General features: G+C 53.6%; 21 protein-coding genes. 2 read left to right on the forward strand and 19 right to left on the reverse strand.

What is annotated here, in order from left to right; all coding sequences use genetic code 11:
- Window positions 1–43 precede the first annotated feature (43 nt).
- Genes T370_RS0106290 through trbB form a run of 12 tightly spaced genes read right to left on the reverse strand, consistent with a single transcriptional unit; the run spans window position 44 to window position 12,768 of the window.
- Complete coding sequence (locus T370_RS0106290) at window positions 44–541, reverse strand: type 4 pilus major pilin (RefSeq protein ID WP_029435149.1); 498 nt, start codon at window positions 539–541, stop codon at window positions 44–46.
- Complete coding sequence (locus T370_RS0106295) at window positions 538–1,635, reverse strand: type II secretion system F family protein (protein WP_029435150.1); 1,098 nt, start codon at window positions 1,633–1,635, stop codon at window positions 538–540. Before T370_RS0106295 ends, T370_RS0106290 begins: the two co-directional genes overlap by 4 nt.
- Window positions 1,632–3,230: a GspE/PulE family protein gene (locus T370_RS0106300; RefSeq protein ID WP_051643769.1), complete on the reverse strand. Its 1,599-nt coding sequence runs from the start codon at window positions 3,228–3,230 to the stop codon at window positions 1,632–1,634. The genes T370_RS0106295 and T370_RS0106300 overlap by 4 nt, the downstream gene beginning before the upstream one ends.
- Window positions 3,231–3,232: 2 nt before the next feature.
- Window positions 3,233–3,838 (reverse strand): type IV pilus biogenesis protein PilP, encoded by a 606-nt coding sequence (gene pilP, locus T370_RS0106305; RefSeq protein WP_029435152.1) that lies wholly within the window; start codon window positions 3,836–3,838, stop codon window positions 3,233–3,235.
- Window positions 3,828–5,075 (reverse strand): type 4b pilus protein PilO2, encoded by a 1,248-nt coding sequence (gene pilO2 / locus T370_RS0106310; RefSeq protein WP_029435153.1) that lies wholly within the window; start codon window positions 5,073–5,075, stop codon window positions 3,828–3,830. The genes pilP and pilO2 overlap by 11 nt, the downstream gene beginning before the upstream one ends.
- Complete coding sequence (locus T370_RS0106315) at window positions 5,075–6,637, reverse strand: pilus assembly protein (RefSeq protein WP_029435154.1); 1,563 nt, start codon at window positions 6,635–6,637, stop codon at window positions 5,075–5,077. Before T370_RS0106315 ends, pilO2 begins: the two co-directional genes overlap by 1 nt.
- The gene (locus T370_RS0106320; protein ID WP_029435155.1) at window positions 6,637–7,905 is read right to left on the reverse strand and encodes a TcpQ domain-containing protein; all 1,269 of its coding nucleotides are present in this window, start codon (window positions 7,903–7,905) and stop codon (window positions 6,637–6,639) included. The genes T370_RS0106315 and T370_RS0106320 overlap by 1 nt, the downstream gene beginning before the upstream one ends.
- Before the next feature lie 22 nt (window positions 7,906–7,927).
- A complete protein-coding gene (locus T370_RS0106325) occupies window positions 7,928–8,602 on the reverse strand; it encodes a VirB8/TrbF family protein (RefSeq protein ID WP_029435156.1) in 675 nt (224 codons plus the stop codon).
- Window positions 8,599–11,136, reverse strand: coding sequence for a VirB4 family type IV secretion/conjugal transfer ATPase (locus tag T370_RS0106330; RefSeq protein ID WP_029435157.1), 2,538 nt, complete (start codon window positions 11,134–11,136; stop codon window positions 8,599–8,601). Before T370_RS0106330 ends, T370_RS0106325 begins: the two co-directional genes overlap by 4 nt.
- A complete protein-coding gene (locus T370_RS0106335) occupies window positions 11,133–11,432 on the reverse strand; it encodes a conjugal transfer protein TrbD (RefSeq protein ID WP_029435158.1) in 300 nt (99 codons plus the stop codon). The genes T370_RS0106330 and T370_RS0106335 overlap by 4 nt, the downstream gene beginning before the upstream one ends.
- A 1-nt stretch (window position 11,433) precedes the next feature.
- Window positions 11,434–11,787: a TrbC/VirB2 family protein gene (locus T370_RS0106340; RefSeq protein ID WP_034505897.1), complete on the reverse strand. Its 354-nt coding sequence runs from the start codon at window positions 11,785–11,787 to the stop codon at window positions 11,434–11,436.
- 21 nt (window positions 11,788–11,808) lie between these two features.
- A complete protein-coding gene (trbB, locus tag T370_RS0106345) occupies window positions 11,809–12,768 on the reverse strand; it encodes a P-type conjugative transfer ATPase TrbB (RefSeq protein WP_034505900.1) in 960 nt (319 codons plus the stop codon).
- A gap of 109 nt (window positions 12,769–12,877) precedes the next feature.
- On the opposite strand from trbB, the gene T370_RS24875 reads away from it, so the two are divergent.
- Window positions 12,878–13,219 carry a hypothetical protein gene (locus tag T370_RS24875; RefSeq protein ID WP_156034353.1) on the forward strand — a complete coding sequence of 114 codons (342 nt, stop codon included), beginning with the start codon at window positions 12,878–12,880 and terminating at the stop codon, window positions 13,217–13,219.
- Window positions 13,220–13,460: 241 nt separating this feature from the next.
- On the opposite strand, the gene T370_RS0106350 is transcribed toward T370_RS24875, so the two are convergent.
- The 4 genes from T370_RS0106350 to T370_RS0106365 all read right to left on the reverse strand — a co-directional run bounded on the left by T370_RS0106350 (window position 13,461) and on the right by T370_RS0106365 (window position 15,805).
- Window positions 13,461–13,670, reverse strand: a complete 210-nt coding sequence (locus T370_RS0106350) for a hypothetical protein (protein WP_029435161.1) — start codon at window positions 13,668–13,670, stop codon at window positions 13,461–13,463.
- Window positions 13,671–13,689: 19 nt separating this feature from the next.
- Window positions 13,690–14,898 carry a helix-turn-helix domain-containing protein gene (locus T370_RS0106355; protein ID WP_029435162.1) on the reverse strand — a complete coding sequence of 403 codons (1,209 nt, stop codon included), beginning with the start codon at window positions 14,896–14,898 and terminating at the stop codon, window positions 13,690–13,692.
- Window positions 14,899–15,092: 194 nt separating this feature from the next.
- Entirely contained in the window at window positions 15,093–15,362 is a 270-nt protein-coding gene (locus tag T370_RS0106360; protein ID WP_029435163.1) for a hypothetical protein, read from the reverse strand.
- Window positions 15,363–15,460: 98 nt separating this feature from the next.
- On the reverse strand, window positions 15,461–15,805 hold the full coding sequence (locus T370_RS0106365; protein ID WP_034505905.1) for a hypothetical protein: 345 nt from the start codon (window positions 15,803–15,805) through the stop codon (window positions 15,461–15,463).
- Window positions 15,806–15,861: 56 nt separating this feature from the next.
- On the opposite strand from T370_RS0106365, the gene T370_RS24880 reads away from it, so the two are divergent.
- A complete protein-coding gene (locus T370_RS24880; RefSeq protein WP_156034354.1) occupies window positions 15,862–16,311 on the forward strand; it encodes a hypothetical protein in 450 nt (149 codons plus the stop codon).
- Here the strand turns inward: T370_RS24880 and T370_RS0106370 are convergent.
- From T370_RS0106370 to T370_RS0106380, 3 genes are read right to left on the reverse strand one after another with little or no spacing between them, the layout of a single operon-like run.
- Window positions 16,246–17,160: a hypothetical protein gene (locus tag T370_RS0106370; RefSeq protein WP_029435165.1), complete on the reverse strand. Its 915-nt coding sequence runs from the start codon at window positions 17,158–17,160 to the stop codon at window positions 16,246–16,248. The two genes, T370_RS24880 and T370_RS0106370, sit on opposite strands and share 66 nt — an antisense overlap.
- Window positions 17,161–17,184: 24 nt before the next feature.
- A complete protein-coding gene (locus T370_RS0106375) occupies window positions 17,185–17,367 on the reverse strand; it encodes a hypothetical protein (protein WP_029435166.1) in 183 nt (60 codons plus the stop codon).
- Window positions 17,368–17,379: 12 nt separating this feature from the next.
- On the reverse strand, window positions 17,380–17,583 hold the full coding sequence (locus T370_RS0106380) for a hypothetical protein (RefSeq protein WP_029435167.1): 204 nt from the start codon (window positions 17,581–17,583) through the stop codon (window positions 17,380–17,382).
- Window positions 17,584–17,796: the final 213 nt, after the last annotated feature.

The raw sequence follows: 17,796 nt of genomic DNA on the forward strand, positions 1-17,796 counted from the left end.
CATGTCCTTTGGGCGGGGCGGAGTCCGCCCCGCCCGTTTGGAATTAATGGGCTTGGAAGGTGAGCGTATTGCTATCCTCGTCAGTGCAGTGCTCCGTAGTGACGACGGTCTCTCTTTCGATGTCAGTGCCGTTGATGGAGAGGGAATCCCACATGTTGCGCTGTGCACCGAGCTTGATGCAGGCGCTTTCGGGGATGTCGTCGAGCTGGATGGTGAAGGCTCTTCCGTCGTTGGCACTGGCGAGCGTCACGTCGCCGTGCCAGCTGTTGACGATGGAGTCGTTGACGACCATTCCCTGGGGAACGGCGTTGGCTGCCAGAAGTTCATCATTGGAAATCGAGGCGAAGCTGTGGACGTGGCTGTAGGTTTCATGGATATTCATGCGCAAATAGGAAAGGTTTTCCTGCTGATTGGAGACGCGGGAGGTTTCAATCGCGTTGGAAATGACCAGAGCGACGGCACCGAAGATGATGGAGCCGATGATGATCGCACTGAGGACTTCCCCCAGGGTAAATCCCCGCTGATTCTTCCGATTGTTCATAATCCGATTCCCTGTGTTACATGTTGCTGGATGGAGAAGACGCCAAGGACGAGGAAGATGATGGTCAAAATGATCAAAAGAATGCTGAATACCCCCAGAAGGCTTGCTCCGCGCTGGATACGTTCCATGCTTTCGGCCATCATTTCTTCAGCGATCTGTCCGAGCTGCTCGTTGAATCCGGGCAGGGCGGCATAGGTGCGCAGATCGTCGGCAAGGATGGGATCAGGCCAGCGCGCAGGCGTGGAGCAGAGAGCGTCGCCGAGCGACAGTCCCTGCATGGTGAATCGGTAGACCGGGCGCAGACGGCTGCGCAGGTATGGGCTGGTATCGGGGCTTTCAATGGCGCGTTGCAGGATGACGACGAGCTTGACGCGGGTCTGGAGCAAAATCGCCGTGGCATAGAGCCAGGAGACCCCGACGAGAATTCTGTAGACGGACCATGGAGGTATTTTGTCCGCGAACGAGCGTCCCATGCCGGTCCAGTGTTTGAAACTGAACCAGACGAGGACAATTCCGCCCACAAGCAGGAGGGCTGCTGCCGCGCCGTACCAGGAGGTGATGAAACTGGAGAGCTTGTAGAGCAGCCATGCCGAACCGGTCCACTTTTGCGGATCGGAGAGCAGCGCCATTTGCGGAACGAGGAGGTTTGAAACGGTGAACAGGAACCCGATGACGCCGCAGAAGAGCAGAATGGGATAAGCCACTTCCTTGACGATCATTCCTGTGATCTTCCGTTTCTTTTCCAACAGATCGGCAGCTTTCTCAAAACCTTCAGAAAGCGTTGCCTCGCCCCCGGTCTGACCGCTGTCGATGAGCATGACCTCTTCCGGCGTCGCATAGCGTGAGAGCGCCTTCCCTATCGTATCGCCGTTGAGCAGGGACTGAACGATGCGGCCATAGATGAGATGCGTCGGGTTCTTTTCCTTTTTTGCGCGTTCCTGAAGAATCCTGAAGCAGTGTTCAAGGGAGAGATGCGTGTGCCGCAGCTGCCTGGCCAACTTTTTCCAGCAGCGTTCCCGAGTCCGGGCGTCGAAGGAGGACTTGGCCAGCCATTCCCGCAAGAAGGAAGGCACAGTAATTTGAAGGGCGTTCATGCGGCCCTCCAAAGGTGTCTGCGGGGCCTCCAGAGCGCCGGACGGCGGCGCTGGAAGGTGCGGGAACGAGCTTCAGGCTTCATGGAGAAGGCAAGGTCATGGTCGAGCGTGAGTCCCAGTCGTTCTTCGGCAATGGCGGGATCGACCTCTCCGGAGGCGATGCGGGCCAGGGCATGAGAGACATGGGTCATGCCGTCCATGTCCTTGATCCAGTGTTGTTGGGCTTCATAGAGGCGGTTTTCACGCAGCAGGCCGATAAGCTCCCTGTCCGTGGCGGGAACGACCTCTGCGGCGACCTGCTGGCCGACGAGCCCGAGGCCGTCACAATGGGGGCAGCCTTCGCCACGGATATGGATATTGTCGATTTCCCCGTGAGTGTAGACAGCTTCCAGGCGATTCCAGAGATCGGGCGATAGTGCGGCGGGATGTTCATGCAGCGGCTTCTTGCATTCTGGGCAGAGGATGGGCATCAGACGCTGGTACATGAGGCCGTTGAGCACGCCGTCAGTGCAGATGGATTCAAGAGGAACACCCATCTCATGGAGACGCGCGACAATGCCGATGGCGGAGTTCGCGTGGACCGTTGACCAGACGCCGTGGCCTGTGAGCGCAGCGTTGATCGCTGCCCTGGCCGCTTCCAGGTATCGGATTTCGCCGAGCAGAATCACGTCGGGGTCCGAGCGCATGAGTCCGGCCAACGCTTCGAGCAAAGCGCGTTCGCGCTCAGCGTCGGAGATTGCCTTGGTGACTACATTGAGCTGGCGGACGCCGAGGATGGTATACTCCGGGGGGTCTTCCAGAGAGTAATAGTTTTTTGTCGGAACATACTGAGCCAGGGCCTCCATGATGTTTTTGAGGACGGTGGTCTTGCCGTGTCCGGTGGGACCGGAGACGATGGTGAGACCGGATCGTTCCGTGAAGGAATTGACGAGATTTTGTTGTTCCGGAGTGAAGCCGAGAGATGCCAGACGTTGCGTTACCGGTCCCGTGGCGGACGTTGCGTCGTAGAGCAGACGCATGGCGAGGGTGATACCGGGCGAGGAAATGAGCGGACTCTGAATGGGCTCGGAATGCAGACGAACGGCGAAGAGTCCTTCAGGCAGGAACTTTCTGTCCGCGATGCGCCCATCATACCGCTCGAACTCGGTGAAGCCGCTTTCGGCCTGCGAGAAGACGCCCTGAAAGATGCCACGAATGAGCGCCTTTCCTTCTTCGCCGTTCAGGGGTTCATCTTCCTGGAGAAGGCCCATGCGCCGGAAGTAGACCTGGGCATAAGGCCCCATATAGGTGATGTGAATATCGGAAACCTTTTTTTGGAGAGCCCGGTTCAGCAAGTCCATGACATAAGTTTCGACCCATGGACGATCCCGATTCCCGTCGCTGGCGAACTTGCTGTACCGGATGCCGAATTTTTGTTCGAATTCAGAAGGGGAATACCATTCGCAGGGCACAATGAGAGAGCCTGTCTGCTCGGAATAGCGGGCAAGCAGATTGTCAAGTATGGGATTCCCTTTGAGCTCTGCGGAAACATGAAACCCGTCGAACCAGCGCAGCCGACTGGCCAGGGATTCCGGAATGGTGGGTACATAGTCCATATCTATAACCAGGGGAGTGAAGAGTTGTTGACGATAACCTTGTCCCGTGAAATGGAGGACACGGTGCCGAAGCCGGGGACAGTATCGCCGACTTTGACGGTATAGGTGCCGGCACTGGAACGGAGGGTGGCCGTGAGTGTCGAGGCTCCCTTCACGGAAAGCACGACGAGTCGAGACGGTTTACTTTCAGGGGTGCTCCCCTTGGCGGTTCCCTGCGTGACGGGCGGCAGGGACAGGGATGGGACGATGGCCGGTTTTTCGGCCAGCTTGTCGTCCAGTTCCTTCAGCTTGACCTGGTACTGTTTGTACTCGTAGGCGGCCTTGTTGATGTCGCGCCCGGCCTGAATGCCGGTGACTTCGCCGAGCGTGCCGGAATACACGGTTCCGGGGCGGAATTCGGTAATGGGCTCGACCGGGATTCCGGCGGATGCCTGTTCCGTGCCCTGTTCCCTGGGCTGAGAAGCCTGAGCGGGCGGCACCTGAGCCGGCTGGACTCGTTTCGTGTTCTTGGGGGCTGGAGTGGAGCTCATGTAGAGGCTTCCAGCCGTCGCGGCCAGAGCGAGGACAAGAACGATGGCGACTCCGAAGAGCAGTTTTCTATTTGGCATAGAGTTCTCCCCTTATTTTCCATGACTCGTTGGCATATGAGATTTCCTTGATGAGCAAACCGGGAATGTTCAGTGCCTGGGCCAGACTCCGGTAATCCGCGATCAGATACGCCGGAAGATTGGAGAGTTCCCAGGAAGATGAAATCCAGGGGCAGACGACATCCTGTTTTTCGACTTTCTTCACAGTCCGTTTTCCCCACGACAGTCGGGTCTTGAGGGAAAAATGCTGGGTGAAGGCGTAAAGCCTGCGAGCCGTTTCTTCTCTGGAAAGCAGACTGCTGAGATCACGCTCCGCTTTAGGCAGGCTTTCACGAATCGGCGTGTGCGAGACGGCGAGCCGGGGCTGCTGTTCATCGAGCACGCCGTTGAAAGGCAGCAGCGTGTATTCGGAGAAGTCCGTATGTTCCCATGTAGCGGCCAGTGCCGTCCCTGAACAGCTCAGGCTGGAAAGCCTCCAACCGTTCGCCGCGAGAGGATGACGCAGCATGGCGGGAGCGCACTGGATGATGACGGCGTCCGGATCTGGTGCGGTCATCCATTGGCGTGGAAAATGCCGTTCGGGATGTTCCTGGGCGTCACGTATCCGTGCCTGTTTTTGCTCCGCAGAGACTCTGGAACGTTCAATTCGTACAAGGCGGTCCCGGTATTCGAGGTATGAGTGCAATCCCCAACCTGCGGCGACCAGCAGTGCAATCACGGCAAGCGCCTTGATGACCGTTGCTCTGGTCAGCTGATGCAGGGGTAGGAGCCGCACGGCCTGGGCTTCCGAACGGGAGAGTTTTGCAAGGGCTTCCGTGATGCGCGTCGTGCTTTCCTCCGGAGACAGGGTGCGCACCGTGTCGATGCCCAGCGTATCCTGGAGCGAGAGAGCCAGTGCTTCGGCCTCATCTTTCATTGTGAAGCAACGATCCGCCCGGGCGGAGAGGATGCCTCTCTGAACACCGAAGACCCACCAGAACGGCTCGGAGGTGTCCGCGTCCACAAGCGAAAGGATGCAGATCTCGGATATATCGGTTCCCCCATTCAGAATCGCAGCAAGGGAGGACGCTTTCCGCCATGCCTGCTTCCCGTGCGTCCGTGCAAGGCCGTACTGAAGTTCGAGCATGATGATGCGATCATAGGGATCGGAGGAGCCGTCAGCTTCGGAGACGATTTCCGCCTTGCTGCGCTTTTCGGTGAGGTTCCATGTCAGGCCCGCTATGCAGGACTGTCCATTGATGACTACACGGCGCATCATCACACGTTCTCCGCACTTTCCAGTTCGATGGTCACGACGAGCAGGGTTTTCGAAAAATCGGCATCGCGACTCGTGTTGAGAACACCGAGGGAATTGCCAAGGTTCTGGGTTGACTGCTCAAAGCCAGCCAAAACCAATGTCTGTCCCATCTTCATTTTGCTGCGCTGCGCAAATGAGCGGGTACTTACCTGCGGAAGCTGGACATAGACCTGTTCCCGGTCGATCTTTTCCATGGAGTCAAGGGCCGACAGAGTGACCGTGTATTGGAGAATTACCCGGCGATCCGGCAGGATATGCGGAATGATGGTCATGGCGAAACCGGTTGTGACTTCGCCGGGGGTGATCTCCGAAGTCTGGTTGTACTCGCTGGTGGCCAGGGTCATGCCCGCGAGGTAGGCATGACGTTTGATCGCCTGTACGGGTAAAGGCTGGTTCGACATGAGCAGGCCGCCGGCACTGGAGAGCTGGGTAGCACGCCCCCATTCTTTGAGAGCTTTGATCGTACCGCTGGAGCCCTTGAGCTTGCCCTTGACCACGCTCACGGCAGCGGTTGACGCACTCCCCAGATCACCGAGACTGCCAGCGACGACGGAAACATCGTTGTTTTCGAAGAGGGCCTGAAGGTTCAGCCCGGCGCTGGAGGCGTCGGTGAGTTCGAGCGCCCAGACACGCACGGTAATTGCAACCTGGCGGGAGAGTCGGGCGTTGATCGAGTCGATGTAGGCGGTCACGTCACGCAGGCGCGTATAGGAGTCCCTGACCGTGACCGTACCCGCAGCCTGATTGATGGAGACGGTGCCCCTTTTGCTCAGGAGTCCCTTGACGGCGGTTTCGATCTCTTTCCAGATGTCCATCTCTATTTTTGAGGTGTGGACTTGGGAGGTCTGGGAAGAGGTGTCTCCGGAGGAGACCGTGGAGTTGATACTGGAGCCGCTGATGGAGGAGCCGCTTGTGCGTTCCTTGCTCTTGTTGGAGACCTGACTGTCATAGGTGATCACGCCCGGCGCGGCCATGACGGTGTACGTGCGCACCTGCATGGCGCTGAATGTGATCCTGTTCGTCTTGGCATCGTAATCCCAACCGTATCCGGACAGGCTGGAGATGGTGTCCAGAAGGCCGCGCAAAGAGCCGGTATAGGATACGTCGATCAGCCCGGATACGTTGGTCAGAGGCGGCAGGCCCAGATCATCCAGGGCCGGCAGATCAGACGAGGATGATCCCTGTTTTGTCGGCTGGGGATCGTCGGCATCGGTATCGGAGACCTGGGCCGATAATGGGGCGATAGTGCTGAGCGAGGCCGCGATCTCGGAGAGCGTCCCCTTCTGTTTGAGGGTGACGCTGGCGTTGAGGACGGGGATGTCTTCGCCGTCCGTTTGCCGGACGATGGGTTTCGCACCGAGATACGGATGTTCGGCAATGGACACGGTCTTCGAGCTGGAGAGCTCGGCCAGTTGATCTCGTTTTGCCTCGACCTGCTGGACCGTGGGTGCTCCACCGTCCTTGACGGCACAGCCGGAGAGGAAGACGAATGCGGCAAGGAGAAGGGAAAGGTATCTTTTCATTATCTGTCACTCACTTCCAGAACGTTGTTTGGGGGATAGAACGTTGCCCGGAGTGGGAATCCGGCGGCGTGGAGGCCTTCAAAAAGCTGAGTAACGGCGGCAACGAAGTTGCCTCGGAAGCTGGCGCTGGCCTGCATGTCGAGATCCGTGTCCGCGTTCCAAATGAGCTGCCAGGAAGCACGGCTTGCCCAGACATCCAGCTGCGTGCGCAGGCTTCCCTGCGAGAGGTGCCATTCGGGAAGGGAGACAGGCTCGGCAACGATGGTGACGGCTGGAGAGGCCGGGATGGACGTGGCCTCAACTTTCGGCGTTGCCGGGGGGGCAGGCGTATTGGTCGTGGCCGGAGCAGACTTTGATGTCGCTGCGGCATCGGCCAGGGCCGTAGCCACGAGGGGAGATTCAGGCTGGGAGGGGGCCGTCGAGTTTGCCAGAGCCGGAGCGGACGGCGTTCCTTTTGGCGTAAAGGTGACGAGCCTGGCCTTGGCGTTGATGTCGACTGTGGAGTCGGTGGCCGTGGCCATGTCCATGAGAGCTTTTCGCCATGGGATATTTTTCGGGTATGGAACCTGCTTCTGGCGCAGTTCCGTCCCCTGGATGCTGTACTGCCATTTGACGGGGATCACGGTCCGGACGGCGGTGATGATCGGCATCATCCGGGAATCTCCGGAGGTCTTCTCTTTGTGGGCCGTGGGTGTCTGGGGAACCGGCGTCTGCGGTGCTTCTGGGAGAGGCACCTCCTTTACTGCGGGAGCCGGTTCCGGAGTACGCGCGGGAGGCGTCACCACCGGTGTGCCCGGAACCGGCTCTTCCGGAGCTGAGACGGAAGCTGCTGGAGCCGCAGTCGTGGAGGGAAGACCGCCCATGAGCTTGCGGATCATGCTGAAGGCCGTGCCGTCCGAGGTTCTGATCTGGAGATACCCGGTAGGGGTGATCTCGCCGATAATTTCGTCGAGGACGTAGCCGATCCGGAGGCCGGAAGAAGAGTCTGAGGGGAAAATGGCGAAGCCGTGGCCACGGAGCTGGTCTTCGAGCGACGTGCCGAACTGACCCGGCACAGTCACGAGGGAAAGGCCTGTCTGACCGGCTGGGTAGCGACGTGAAAGTTCAAGTGCCGCCTGAGAGGCGAAACGTTCGGCGTCTGCCGGCCATGTTTCGCTCAGGGCGTCGGCAGTTTGGACGCCGGAGACCTCGCGGCTGCCGTGGAACGGGAACCCTGCACAGCCCGTGAGCAAAAGGAGGCAGACTCCAGTAACAAGAGTTCGTTTCATGCAGTTCCTTCCTTCAGAGGAGTTAAAGTTGCTTTGACCAGTTGAAGTCGCGGATGAAGATGCCCAGGGGGTTCTTCCTGATCTGCTCTTCGGACGTGCGGTTTGTTGGAGGAACGACATGAACCATGAGCAGGGCTCTCATACGAAAGTCAGAAACTCTGACTCCCTGGCGATCCGTCACGGTCTCTCTCCAGTCGATCTGCCATGTTTCGTCTGACTGCTGGAGAACCGAAGTGATTTCTATGGAAACGAGTTCTTTTTCGGCACGCCGGAAAGGATTGTTGGCCTCATCGTTCATGTATTCGTTCATCTTGACGGTCGCGGCATCTTCAGCATTCAGATGGGCGTAGATTCTGAAAACGGCATTGCGCTGGACTGTGACGTCCGGCGTAACCATGCGGGCATCGTTGATGAAGGAAGCGAGCGTAGCTTGGATGACGCGGGAATCGACGGGGGCGGCCTTGTCGGCAACGGAAACGGCAAGCGGTTGACCGAGTTTGTCCACTTTGATCACGAAGGGAATGTATTTTGCTTGTATGGCGACGTAGATGATGCCAGCAACACAACCTAGCACAGTGAGCATGGAGACGATCCCCACGATCTGCCACATCAACCGTGAGAAAAACATGGCGCTTTCCCGCGAGTTGTGGTTGTACCGGGCGTTCAGGTAAGGAGAGTCTTCCGGTTTTTTCTTCATGACGCACTCGCATAATCGTTTAGTGACAGGCCCCGTTCACGGAGCCACTGATCAATCCATTGCTCGCCGTACTGTTTTTCAAGCTGCATGATGTGTTGCACGGATTCGCGATCCGAGACGCCGACGAAGGACATGGCAAGCGGGCCTATCGCAAAACTGAAGAGCCGGCTTCCTTGCTCGGAAACCAGGTAGTATTCATTTTTGGGGACAGCCGAGGAGATGATTTCGATCTGGCGGCTGTTCAGCCCCATTTTCGTGTAAAATTCGGCGAACCCCTCGTTTCTGGCGTAGATGTTCGGCAGATAGATCTTGGTGGCCGTCGATTCGACGATCACATCGAGGATGGAGGAGTTGAAGGCATCCGAAAGGCTCTGCGTGGCCATGAAAATGGAGCAATTTTTCTTTCGGTTGACTTTGAACCATTCCCGTATCTTTTCGCGGAACACGGGATGACCGAGCAGTATCCATGCCTCATCCAGAAAGATCCAGGCTGGTTGGCCTTTAAGAGCCATTTCAATCCTGCGGAACAGATAGAGAAGGATGGGGAGAGCCCATTTGTCTCCCATGTTCATCAATTCCTCGTTTTCGAAGACGGTAAAGGGAGACAGGGCAAGACCGTCGCTTTCCGCATCAAGCAATTCTCCCATGGGACCATCAATGGTGTAGGCCTGCATGGCTTCTTTGATACGGGGTACGTCGATAAGACCGACGAAATCGGACAGCCGTCGGTTCTCTCTGTCCTGGGACATGAGAGTCAGGGTTTTTGCGATCTTATTTCTCTCGCCGGGACCGGTTTCGACTCCGTTCAGGGAAAGGATGGTTTCGATCCATTCCTGCGCCCAGGCGATGTCTGAGCGCGTATCCAGAAACTGAAGAGGACAAAATTGGAGTTTGTCCGAATCTGAGGCAATCGCGAAATGCAGCCCCCCGCAGGCCTTTGTCAGAGGGTACAGGGAATATCCCTTGTCAAAGGCAAAGATCTGCATTCCTTTGTACCGGCGTAGCTGGGCAATGAGCAGGGCGAGAGCCGTGGATTTGCCCGCGCCTGTGGGGCCGATCATGAGGGTATGGCCGAGATCGCGCACATGGAGATTAAGGCGGAATGGACTGTTGCCGGTCGTGACGCAGTACATGAGCGCGGGGGAGCCTTCAGGATAGAGAGGGCATGGGGCATAATCGCTTCCTGTCCAGATCGTGTTTGTGGGAAGCATGTCCGCGAGATTCTGGGTCGTTATCAGAGGACGGCGGACATTTTCATTGCCGTGACCTGGGAGGGAGCCGAAGAACGCATCCAAAGTGTTGATGCTTTCGGTTCTGGAGGCGAATCCGAGGTTGCGTATGGCCTTGTCCAGGCGCAGAGCGGCTGCTTCCACGGCCTGTCTGTCTTCGTCCATCAGCACGACGACGCTGGTGTAATAGCCGGCTCCAACTCTACGGCTTTTGATCCGTGTAATGGCGTCTTCCGCGTCTTCCGTCATGTTGACGGCATCCTGATCCAGTCTGGGATTGGGCTTTTCGAGGAGATAATCAAACAGTCCCTGCTGCTTTTGCTGCCATTTTCTGACAAACACATTCATGTGCGAAGTGGCTGCGGGCGAGTCAAGGAAGATAAAGCGGTTCGACCAGCGGTACTCCATATCGAAATCCGTCAGCAGCGAAAGCATTCCAGGGTATGACTCCATGGGAAATCCTTCTATGGCGACGACCTGGATGTGCTTGCGGCCTATTCTGGGGACGATACCTCCCCACAGTTCTTGCCCGCCGAGGAGCATGTCCAGATAGACGGGACAGGAAGGGAGACGGACGGGTTGCGATTCTCCGGTGATGCAACGCTGCAAATGGGAGAGGAACTCATCATAATATTCGGTAGTGCTGCCTTCATTTTGGTAGGCGTGAGCGTGAAGCCGGGTGAGCGAAAGGACGGTGGAAAGACGGTTTTCAAGGCTCTTTAGATCCTTTTTGAAGCCCGTCAGAATCTTTTGCCCGCGTTCCTTGGCGGATGTCGGGGCCTGAGCGTCATCGAACATGAGATCGACGAACTTCGCCTGCGCCAGCATCGGCGGGAACCATGTGACGGTCAGGACGGAGTACCCCTCATACATGACCCCTCTTTCTTCAAAAAAGTGACGGCGTTCTGTGTCTATGGCCCTCGATATGGGATCGGGAAAATGGGAAAGATCCGGGGAAGGATACTTTGGGGCGGGAGAACGGACGGCATCAACATGGATCATCCAGCCATTGCCCAATTCCGTAAGAGCGGCATTAAGGAGTTCGGCGTCGAATTCCTGTTGCCGTTCGGTATGGCTTTCTTTGTCATTTCCCGTATAGACATAGGCGGCCATCAGCGAGCCGTTCTTGCACAGGATGATGCCGTCGTCGATCATGGAGCCGTAGTTGAGCAGGTCCGCGACGCCGGCTTGCTTCGAGCGATGTCGCTTGAGCGTCCGGGCTTCATTGGCCTGTTTGATGCCCCGGATGAGCAGAGCAAACAGCAGCAGGCCGAGAAGCGAGATGGCAACGATTAAAAAAATCATTTGTAATTCCTGGTGTTCTCACGGAAGGGCGTGGACCTTGCGGGGTAATAGGCCGCATAGCGGATATGCCGCAGGTAGACGAAGCGCATGAGCGGGTCGGCCTTCGCCATCAGCCGGAGGACGAAAAGAGAAAAGACCCACAGCGTCAGTCCCGTCCAGAAAGCAACCCACTGTTGCGCGGAGATGACCAAAGCAAAGGCTACGACTCCCGAAGAGATGATCAGTTCACGGTCGCAGCCGAGAAGAAGCGTCGGACGGGTGAGCGACTGGTGGATGGGAACGGTTCTGAGAGCCATGTCACACCATCCTGACTGTTTCATGACCGTGGGCGATCAGCGCCCCTTTGCCGAAGAACTGCGCCTTGATGTTGGCTGCGCAGAGGACGATGGCCATGACCAGGATGAGGAAGACGAACTGTCTGAAGAACCCCGGAAGGTCTCCGCCGAAGGCCAGAGTGAGCCCACAAACGACAAGGGCGATGCCCGAGATCGAAAAGGCGACGGGACCGGTCACGGAATCCTCAAGAGACTGAAGCCATGATTCGTAAGGCAGACCGCCGCCTGAGCCTGCGGAAGCCAGAGCGTCAGGGACGCAAATAACGACCATCAGAGCGATCATGGTCGTCAGGGAAAGGAAGAGCTTGAGATTCATGTTTCCTCCAATTATTGGTTTTTATGCAGTAAATTCACTAAGCTGATATTCTTGTTTCTGTATTGAATAGCCGTCCACGGCGAGGATTTCCCGAATCCTGCGACCTGACGGAGTCCTTTCAATGAAAACAAGGAACTGGACGGCTTCGCCGATAACCTCCTCGACGCAGCGTGGAGCCGAGGGGCTTCGGGAAACGAGTCCACGGACGCGGGAGAGTCCCTGGAGCGCCGAGTTTGCGTGGACGGTTGAAATGCCGCCGGAGTGGCCGGTATTCCAGGCATCCAGAAGGTCGAGAGCGGCTTCGTCACGAACTTCGCCGACATGGATGCGGGTAGGGCGAAACCTCAAGGTCTGCTTGAGGCATTTGGTCATTGAGACATCATCTGTAGTGTGGAAAAAGACGGCGTTGGGTGCGGTACACTGAATTTCGCGTGTGTCTTCGATGATTACATGCCGCTCATCCGGGAACTGGCGCACCATCTCCGCGATAAGTGCGTTTGCGAGAGTCGTCTTGCCGGAACCGGTTCCCCCGACTACGAGAAGGTTCTGGTGCTCGGATACGACCATGCACAGGGCGTCTTTCTGGCGTTCCGTCAGAATTCCGGCTTCAACGTATTCATCAAGTGTGAAGACCCGGGAGGCCGGTTTGCGGATTGTGAAGGCCGGCGCGGACACGATGGGAGGCAGGGCTCCGGAGAAGCGAAAACCGCCTGGATATTCTCCATCGAGCTGGGGTTGTTCGTATGAGACAGTCTTTCCGAGAAGCGAGGCCAGCGTCCGGAAAAGGGATTCCGCCTTGTATGGCTCCAGAGTGCCGATGCACTTCATGGGCTCGCCGAATCGCTCTTGCCAGATGCGTCCGTCCGGGTTCAGCATGACTTCACAGGTCAATGCATCCGCCAGGGCGTCGTTCACTATTTTTCCTGCATGTGTTTGCAGGTTCCTAGCCCAGCGAGTCCGTGTCGTTTCCGTTGTTTCCATGAAGAATATCCTGTAATAAAAATTAGTTAAAAAATATAAATTAGTGGCATGGAACACAGTACATGGATGCCGAAAGACAGGAAGATCCAGCAATAAAAAGGAATATAAAATGTGCCAAAATGATTTAATTCCTTTTCAACATATATATGAAGAATCAAAAAATATTTATAAATTGCTGTTTACATTAAATGGTGCTGCTATTGTTTCCTTAGTTACATTAATTGTTTCTTATGATAAAAATGATGTTTTAAAGGGGTTTGAAATTTTATCAGGTAATCTGTTTTGGTTTGTTTTGACTATTTTATTTTCTTTATGTATTATATTATGTATATATACATGTAAATTTTATATATGGGTTCGTCGTGATAGAATTTATAGTCATAAGTTTGTTAAATACTATAATAATGCTATTATAGCTGGAATGTGGTCTGTTAATTTAATATTATTTTAAATTTTATATATGGAATATCATATTTATATTCTGTTTTGAAATATGGGATAACAATTCTATGATACCATAATATAAATTACATGTATAAGTGCTAAAAACATAATTATTGTTCCAATAATTATATATGTAATAAGAAGATTTTCTTTTATAGAATTAAAAAATTTTTTAAGTATGTTCATAAAATTTCATCCTGTGAAGATCGAATTATTTAAAAGATCGAAGGATCTCCGTAAGGAGCATCCTAGGCGTCTTCCTGTTCGTCATCGTAGGCTTCAGCCGTCTTGCCGAGCAGAGCCGCCAGATCGGGGTTTTGCGTCAGGCAGAGAAACAGGATCGGCTTGCCATTGCCCTTCACGGTAAACAAAATGGAGCCCACGCCGTACTCTTCCATTCGTTCCAGGGCGGTATCGAAGGTGTCGCTGGAGTCCAGATCAAGAAACAGGTTGCTCATGGCGATCTCTCCTTTGGCGTCAGACGGCGCAGGCTTGGCAACTGCGCAGCCAGCCGACAAGACTCATGGGTGACGACGTTCCGGACAGATAATCGCGGGCAAGGGAAACCAGACGAGCGAGATCTGGCTTTTGTCCTTTGCCTGACAAATAGTTGAGGTATGTCGTGACGGGGACGCGCTGGCGTTCCGGCTCAGGCCAGAGCGCGATCAGTGCGTCCGCGTCTTGTGAGGGAGTAGGAGAGCTCGAAACGGTAGGCTGATTGAACCGCTTTTGCAGTTCCTCGATGCGGGCACGGTAGACTTCGGCTTGTCGTCTTTCTTCAGGAGTAAGAACCGGTTCCGCAGGCACGAGCTTCCCGAAAAAAGTCTTCTTCGGGCGGCGCATGAGAGGAGCCTTTTCAAACTGGCGGGTGTAGAGCCAGTTAGAGAGCTCAGGAGGATAGCCGTTGAGCCATCTGCTGTCCGTGAGTTTGTATTGCTCGACGATGCCGAGGAGCTTTTCGATGGGCGGCAGTTGCCTTGCGCGTCGCATCCGGCGATAGACGCGCAGGGCAAGCTGCCTGTTGCGGGGCATGGCCCAGGTAGCGGTTTGGGGCCATGCGGCCCACAATTGCTCGAACTCGTGCTCCGTTGGGCGGTGCAGTACATGGGTTGTCTGTGACGCACCAGTTCGAGACAAAGATGAAAAATCCCCCCTCCCTTGTACCCTCTGGGGTAAGGGAGCTGACCCCGGATGCCCGGTACGGTTGCGGCAAGAGGGAGATGAAGAGACCTCCTGAACCGGAAGGGGGGAAAGGGGGGTAATATCTTGTTTCTTATTTACTCTTATATCATGCGAAAATTTTTCGTGTGCTCCTCGTGCTGAAGCATTGCTGGAAGTTTGCATGTCGTGCGTGGGGATGCCGAGCTTTCTGAGCAGAGCGAGCAGGTGTTCTGAGAGCAGCAGGTAGTAGATATTACGGCCCGTCTTCTCGTCTTTCCTGACCGCGATGTAGCCCGTCCGCGTCAGCTCTGCGATATAGTTTTGGACCGAACGGACCGTCGTTTTGCACAGGAGCGCCAGCGTGCTTTGTGTCGGGTAGCAGTGATCCTTGTCGCCGCAAAAGTCGAAAAGCATCTCATAGAGATAGGAGGCGTTACCGGAAACGGAGGGATCTCTCCTGATGAAAGTCGGTAAAAATTTATCCCTGACATGCAAAAACAGACTCTTTGGAGTAAAAGTTCTCATATTTCCGCTACCTTGTGGGTTGCAGAAAAAAGAGAATAACCAAGCCCCCCTAGCTTGACGCCGGAAGCGAGTCGGGATAAAGTCAGTTCACGGTGAGTTGACTTTTCCCGTTGAGGGATTTGGGGCCGGTGTCTGTTGGTAGCAGATGCCGGTCTTCTCTTTTTTCCTGGTTAGTTCATCGGTTCATTCCTTAGTTACGCAAGGCCAAGAGCGCGGGCTTCACGATCCAGTAGGAGTTGCTGGCGTGCGGACAAAAGGTGGCGATACACGAGGCCATAACGAATGAGCGCCCGCACCCTGATCGGGATTGTGTGGGGGGTGTATCCGGAGCGTTCCCACTCTTCGTCAAAAAGACGGAAATACGTTTCTTTCATATGTGGGTCTCTTGTGTTCATTATCCGATCTAAAATCAGCCGTTCTCCTTTTTTGGGAGCGGCAGTCGAGGTGGATTTCTTCCTGGACATTTTCTACTCCTTTTGCTTTTGCTGACTGGTTGCTCGTCAGGGGTGGGCCACCCGGCCACCCGACCACCCGACGCAGGGCGTTTCGCTTTGTCAGTTTTTCAGCTCATAGTAGAGTAGAGGGAACTCATGAGGATAATCAGCGTTACTATATCGAACAACGTGTCTAATTTCCGCAGGAGCAATATCTTGATGAGAAGCATCCCAAGAAGTAGGCAAACGAGGACTGCCTTAATATGTAAAAGAGCCTCATATAAATATATAAGGTTTTCCTCATGTGGTGTGTACAAAGACAAGACCATTGCAGCGGCCCAAAGCGCCATCGAAACTGGTGAGAATCTTTCAATTTCAAATCCTGATAAATAGGTCTGCATTGTCTTTCTCATAGTTTTTCCTTTTTTGCTGAGATCGGTTTTGCCGTACACTCGCTTTATCAGCTTCTCCATGCCTGCCATTCGTTTTGAGTTTTTTTACGTCATTATTCAAATTGTTAGGATGCTCTATGGAAATTACAGGTTTTTTAACAGCAATATTTACAGGTATTACGGCAGGTATTGCCGTATATAATCAAGTAAAAATTAAACAGAAAGTGTATACTTTGTGGCACAACTCTGATGATTGTGTTTGTATAGATGCAACAATTTGTAATTATAATAAAACTCCTGTTTGTCTATATCTTGATGAGGATAATGTATTTTTATCTAGACATAATAAATATTCATCGATTGGCCATGGGTTTATCTTAAAATCTGGTAGTGAATATAAAATAAGAATACAATGTGAAATGTATATAAAAGATGAAGAATATGGTGTTGTATTGCTACGTTCATATAGAAAAGGAAATAAATGTATTTTGATAACACTAGTAAGAAAAGCTGATATTTTTTCAAACTTTTTGAATAAAATGAAACATATGATAGCCTATTATACAAATAACTCCTATTCGAAATAAAATATTATTAAAAAATTTATCTACAATAGGTGTGTCTGAAGGATCGGAAATTCCTTCAATATATTTATGATATGAAATTACACCTAAAAAGTGACCATTTTTATCTCTAATTGGTTGACAAGTATAATTGAGTCGATAGTCCTTTTGAAGGGTTTTACATACTTCAAGAACAGTTTTATTAATATCTATAGAAGGAAGATTCCTCTTTGGGGAAAGCTTTTCACTATTGAACTGTATCCGGTACTCCGTAAGATCATTTCCCACCCATCCATAGGTTGGCAAAGCTGCATCACCCGAAACCTTTTTAAAAATGTCTTTAAGAGCATGGCGCATATCCTCAAAGAACAGCTCATGGTCTTCCAGCCAGCTTTCGATGAAGCCAAGCCTTTCTGAAAAGGCGGGATTGCTTTTCAGTAAACAGGCGATCTCACGGTTTTCGGTCTGGAGTTTTGTGAGTTTCTCGCCACTGGTTCCGCAAACTGCTATGAGTCCATCCAGACATTTCATGACAAGTCTGGTTTCTTCAGGAAGGGGCGCGCCTGATTTGTTACCGCCTTCCGGAAATTGACCGACATCCGGGAATGTTTCCTTGAGAGCGTCCACGATGGAGTCAAAAAATCTTCTGGAAGATTCGGCCACCCCTATAAAAGTGGTAAAGGCTTGGCCAAGTGCCATGTGTTGCTCATACAGGCAGCGAACCAGTTCCCGGTTTTCGAAAATCCTTTTGGGAATACCCAAGTTTCGGTACCCGGATTCTCGGCAGACACGCAGGACGCGGCTCAGAGCGTCTCTGGCCTCTTCTTTGGTCAGAATATGGGCGCAGGTTTTGGGAGTGGTTGCTGGAAGCATCTTTATTCCTTTATCGGTGGATTATTACTCGTCCATCGGGTTGTGATCGGAGGAACCATCGAGCCACATGAGGGCATCAAGAATGCCCTGTTCGTAGCTCATACCGGGGTATCGGGTTCCTTGATCGACGCCCTCCTGAGCCCAGTTCATGAGGTCATAGATTTCTTCTGATTGGCGTTCTACTTCAAACCGTTCTACTTCAAACATTGCATTTCCTCTTTATCGGCGGACATGGCGGTATTCGAGTCCCAGGCGGATGATTGCCCGCTCATCGGGATTCGTTTTGCCTCCTCTGGAACGTTCTTCATCAAGAAAACGGAAAAGCGTTTTCTTGATCTTGGGGTCTGTCGTATTCCAGAGCTGATCCAGATTCAGCCGCTCTTCTTTTCGGGGAGCGGTAGCCGAGCCGATTTTCCGGGGCATTTTCTACTCCTGTGTTTTTATATTGCTGACGGGTTGCTCGTCAGGGGTGGGCCACCCGGCCACCCGACGCAGGGCGTTTCGCTTTGTCAAGTTTTCAGCTTAGAGACTCGTAGATAACAGGATAAGTAGCGTTATTATATCGAGCGGTTCTAATTCCCGTAGGAGTAATATTTTGATGAGAAATGTCACAACAATGAAGCCCAATATGACTGG

The organism is Bilophila wadsworthia ATCC 49260, assembly GCF_000701705.1.
Lineage (GTDB): Bacteria > Desulfobacterota > Desulfovibrionia > Desulfovibrionales > Desulfovibrionaceae > Bilophila > Bilophila wadsworthia.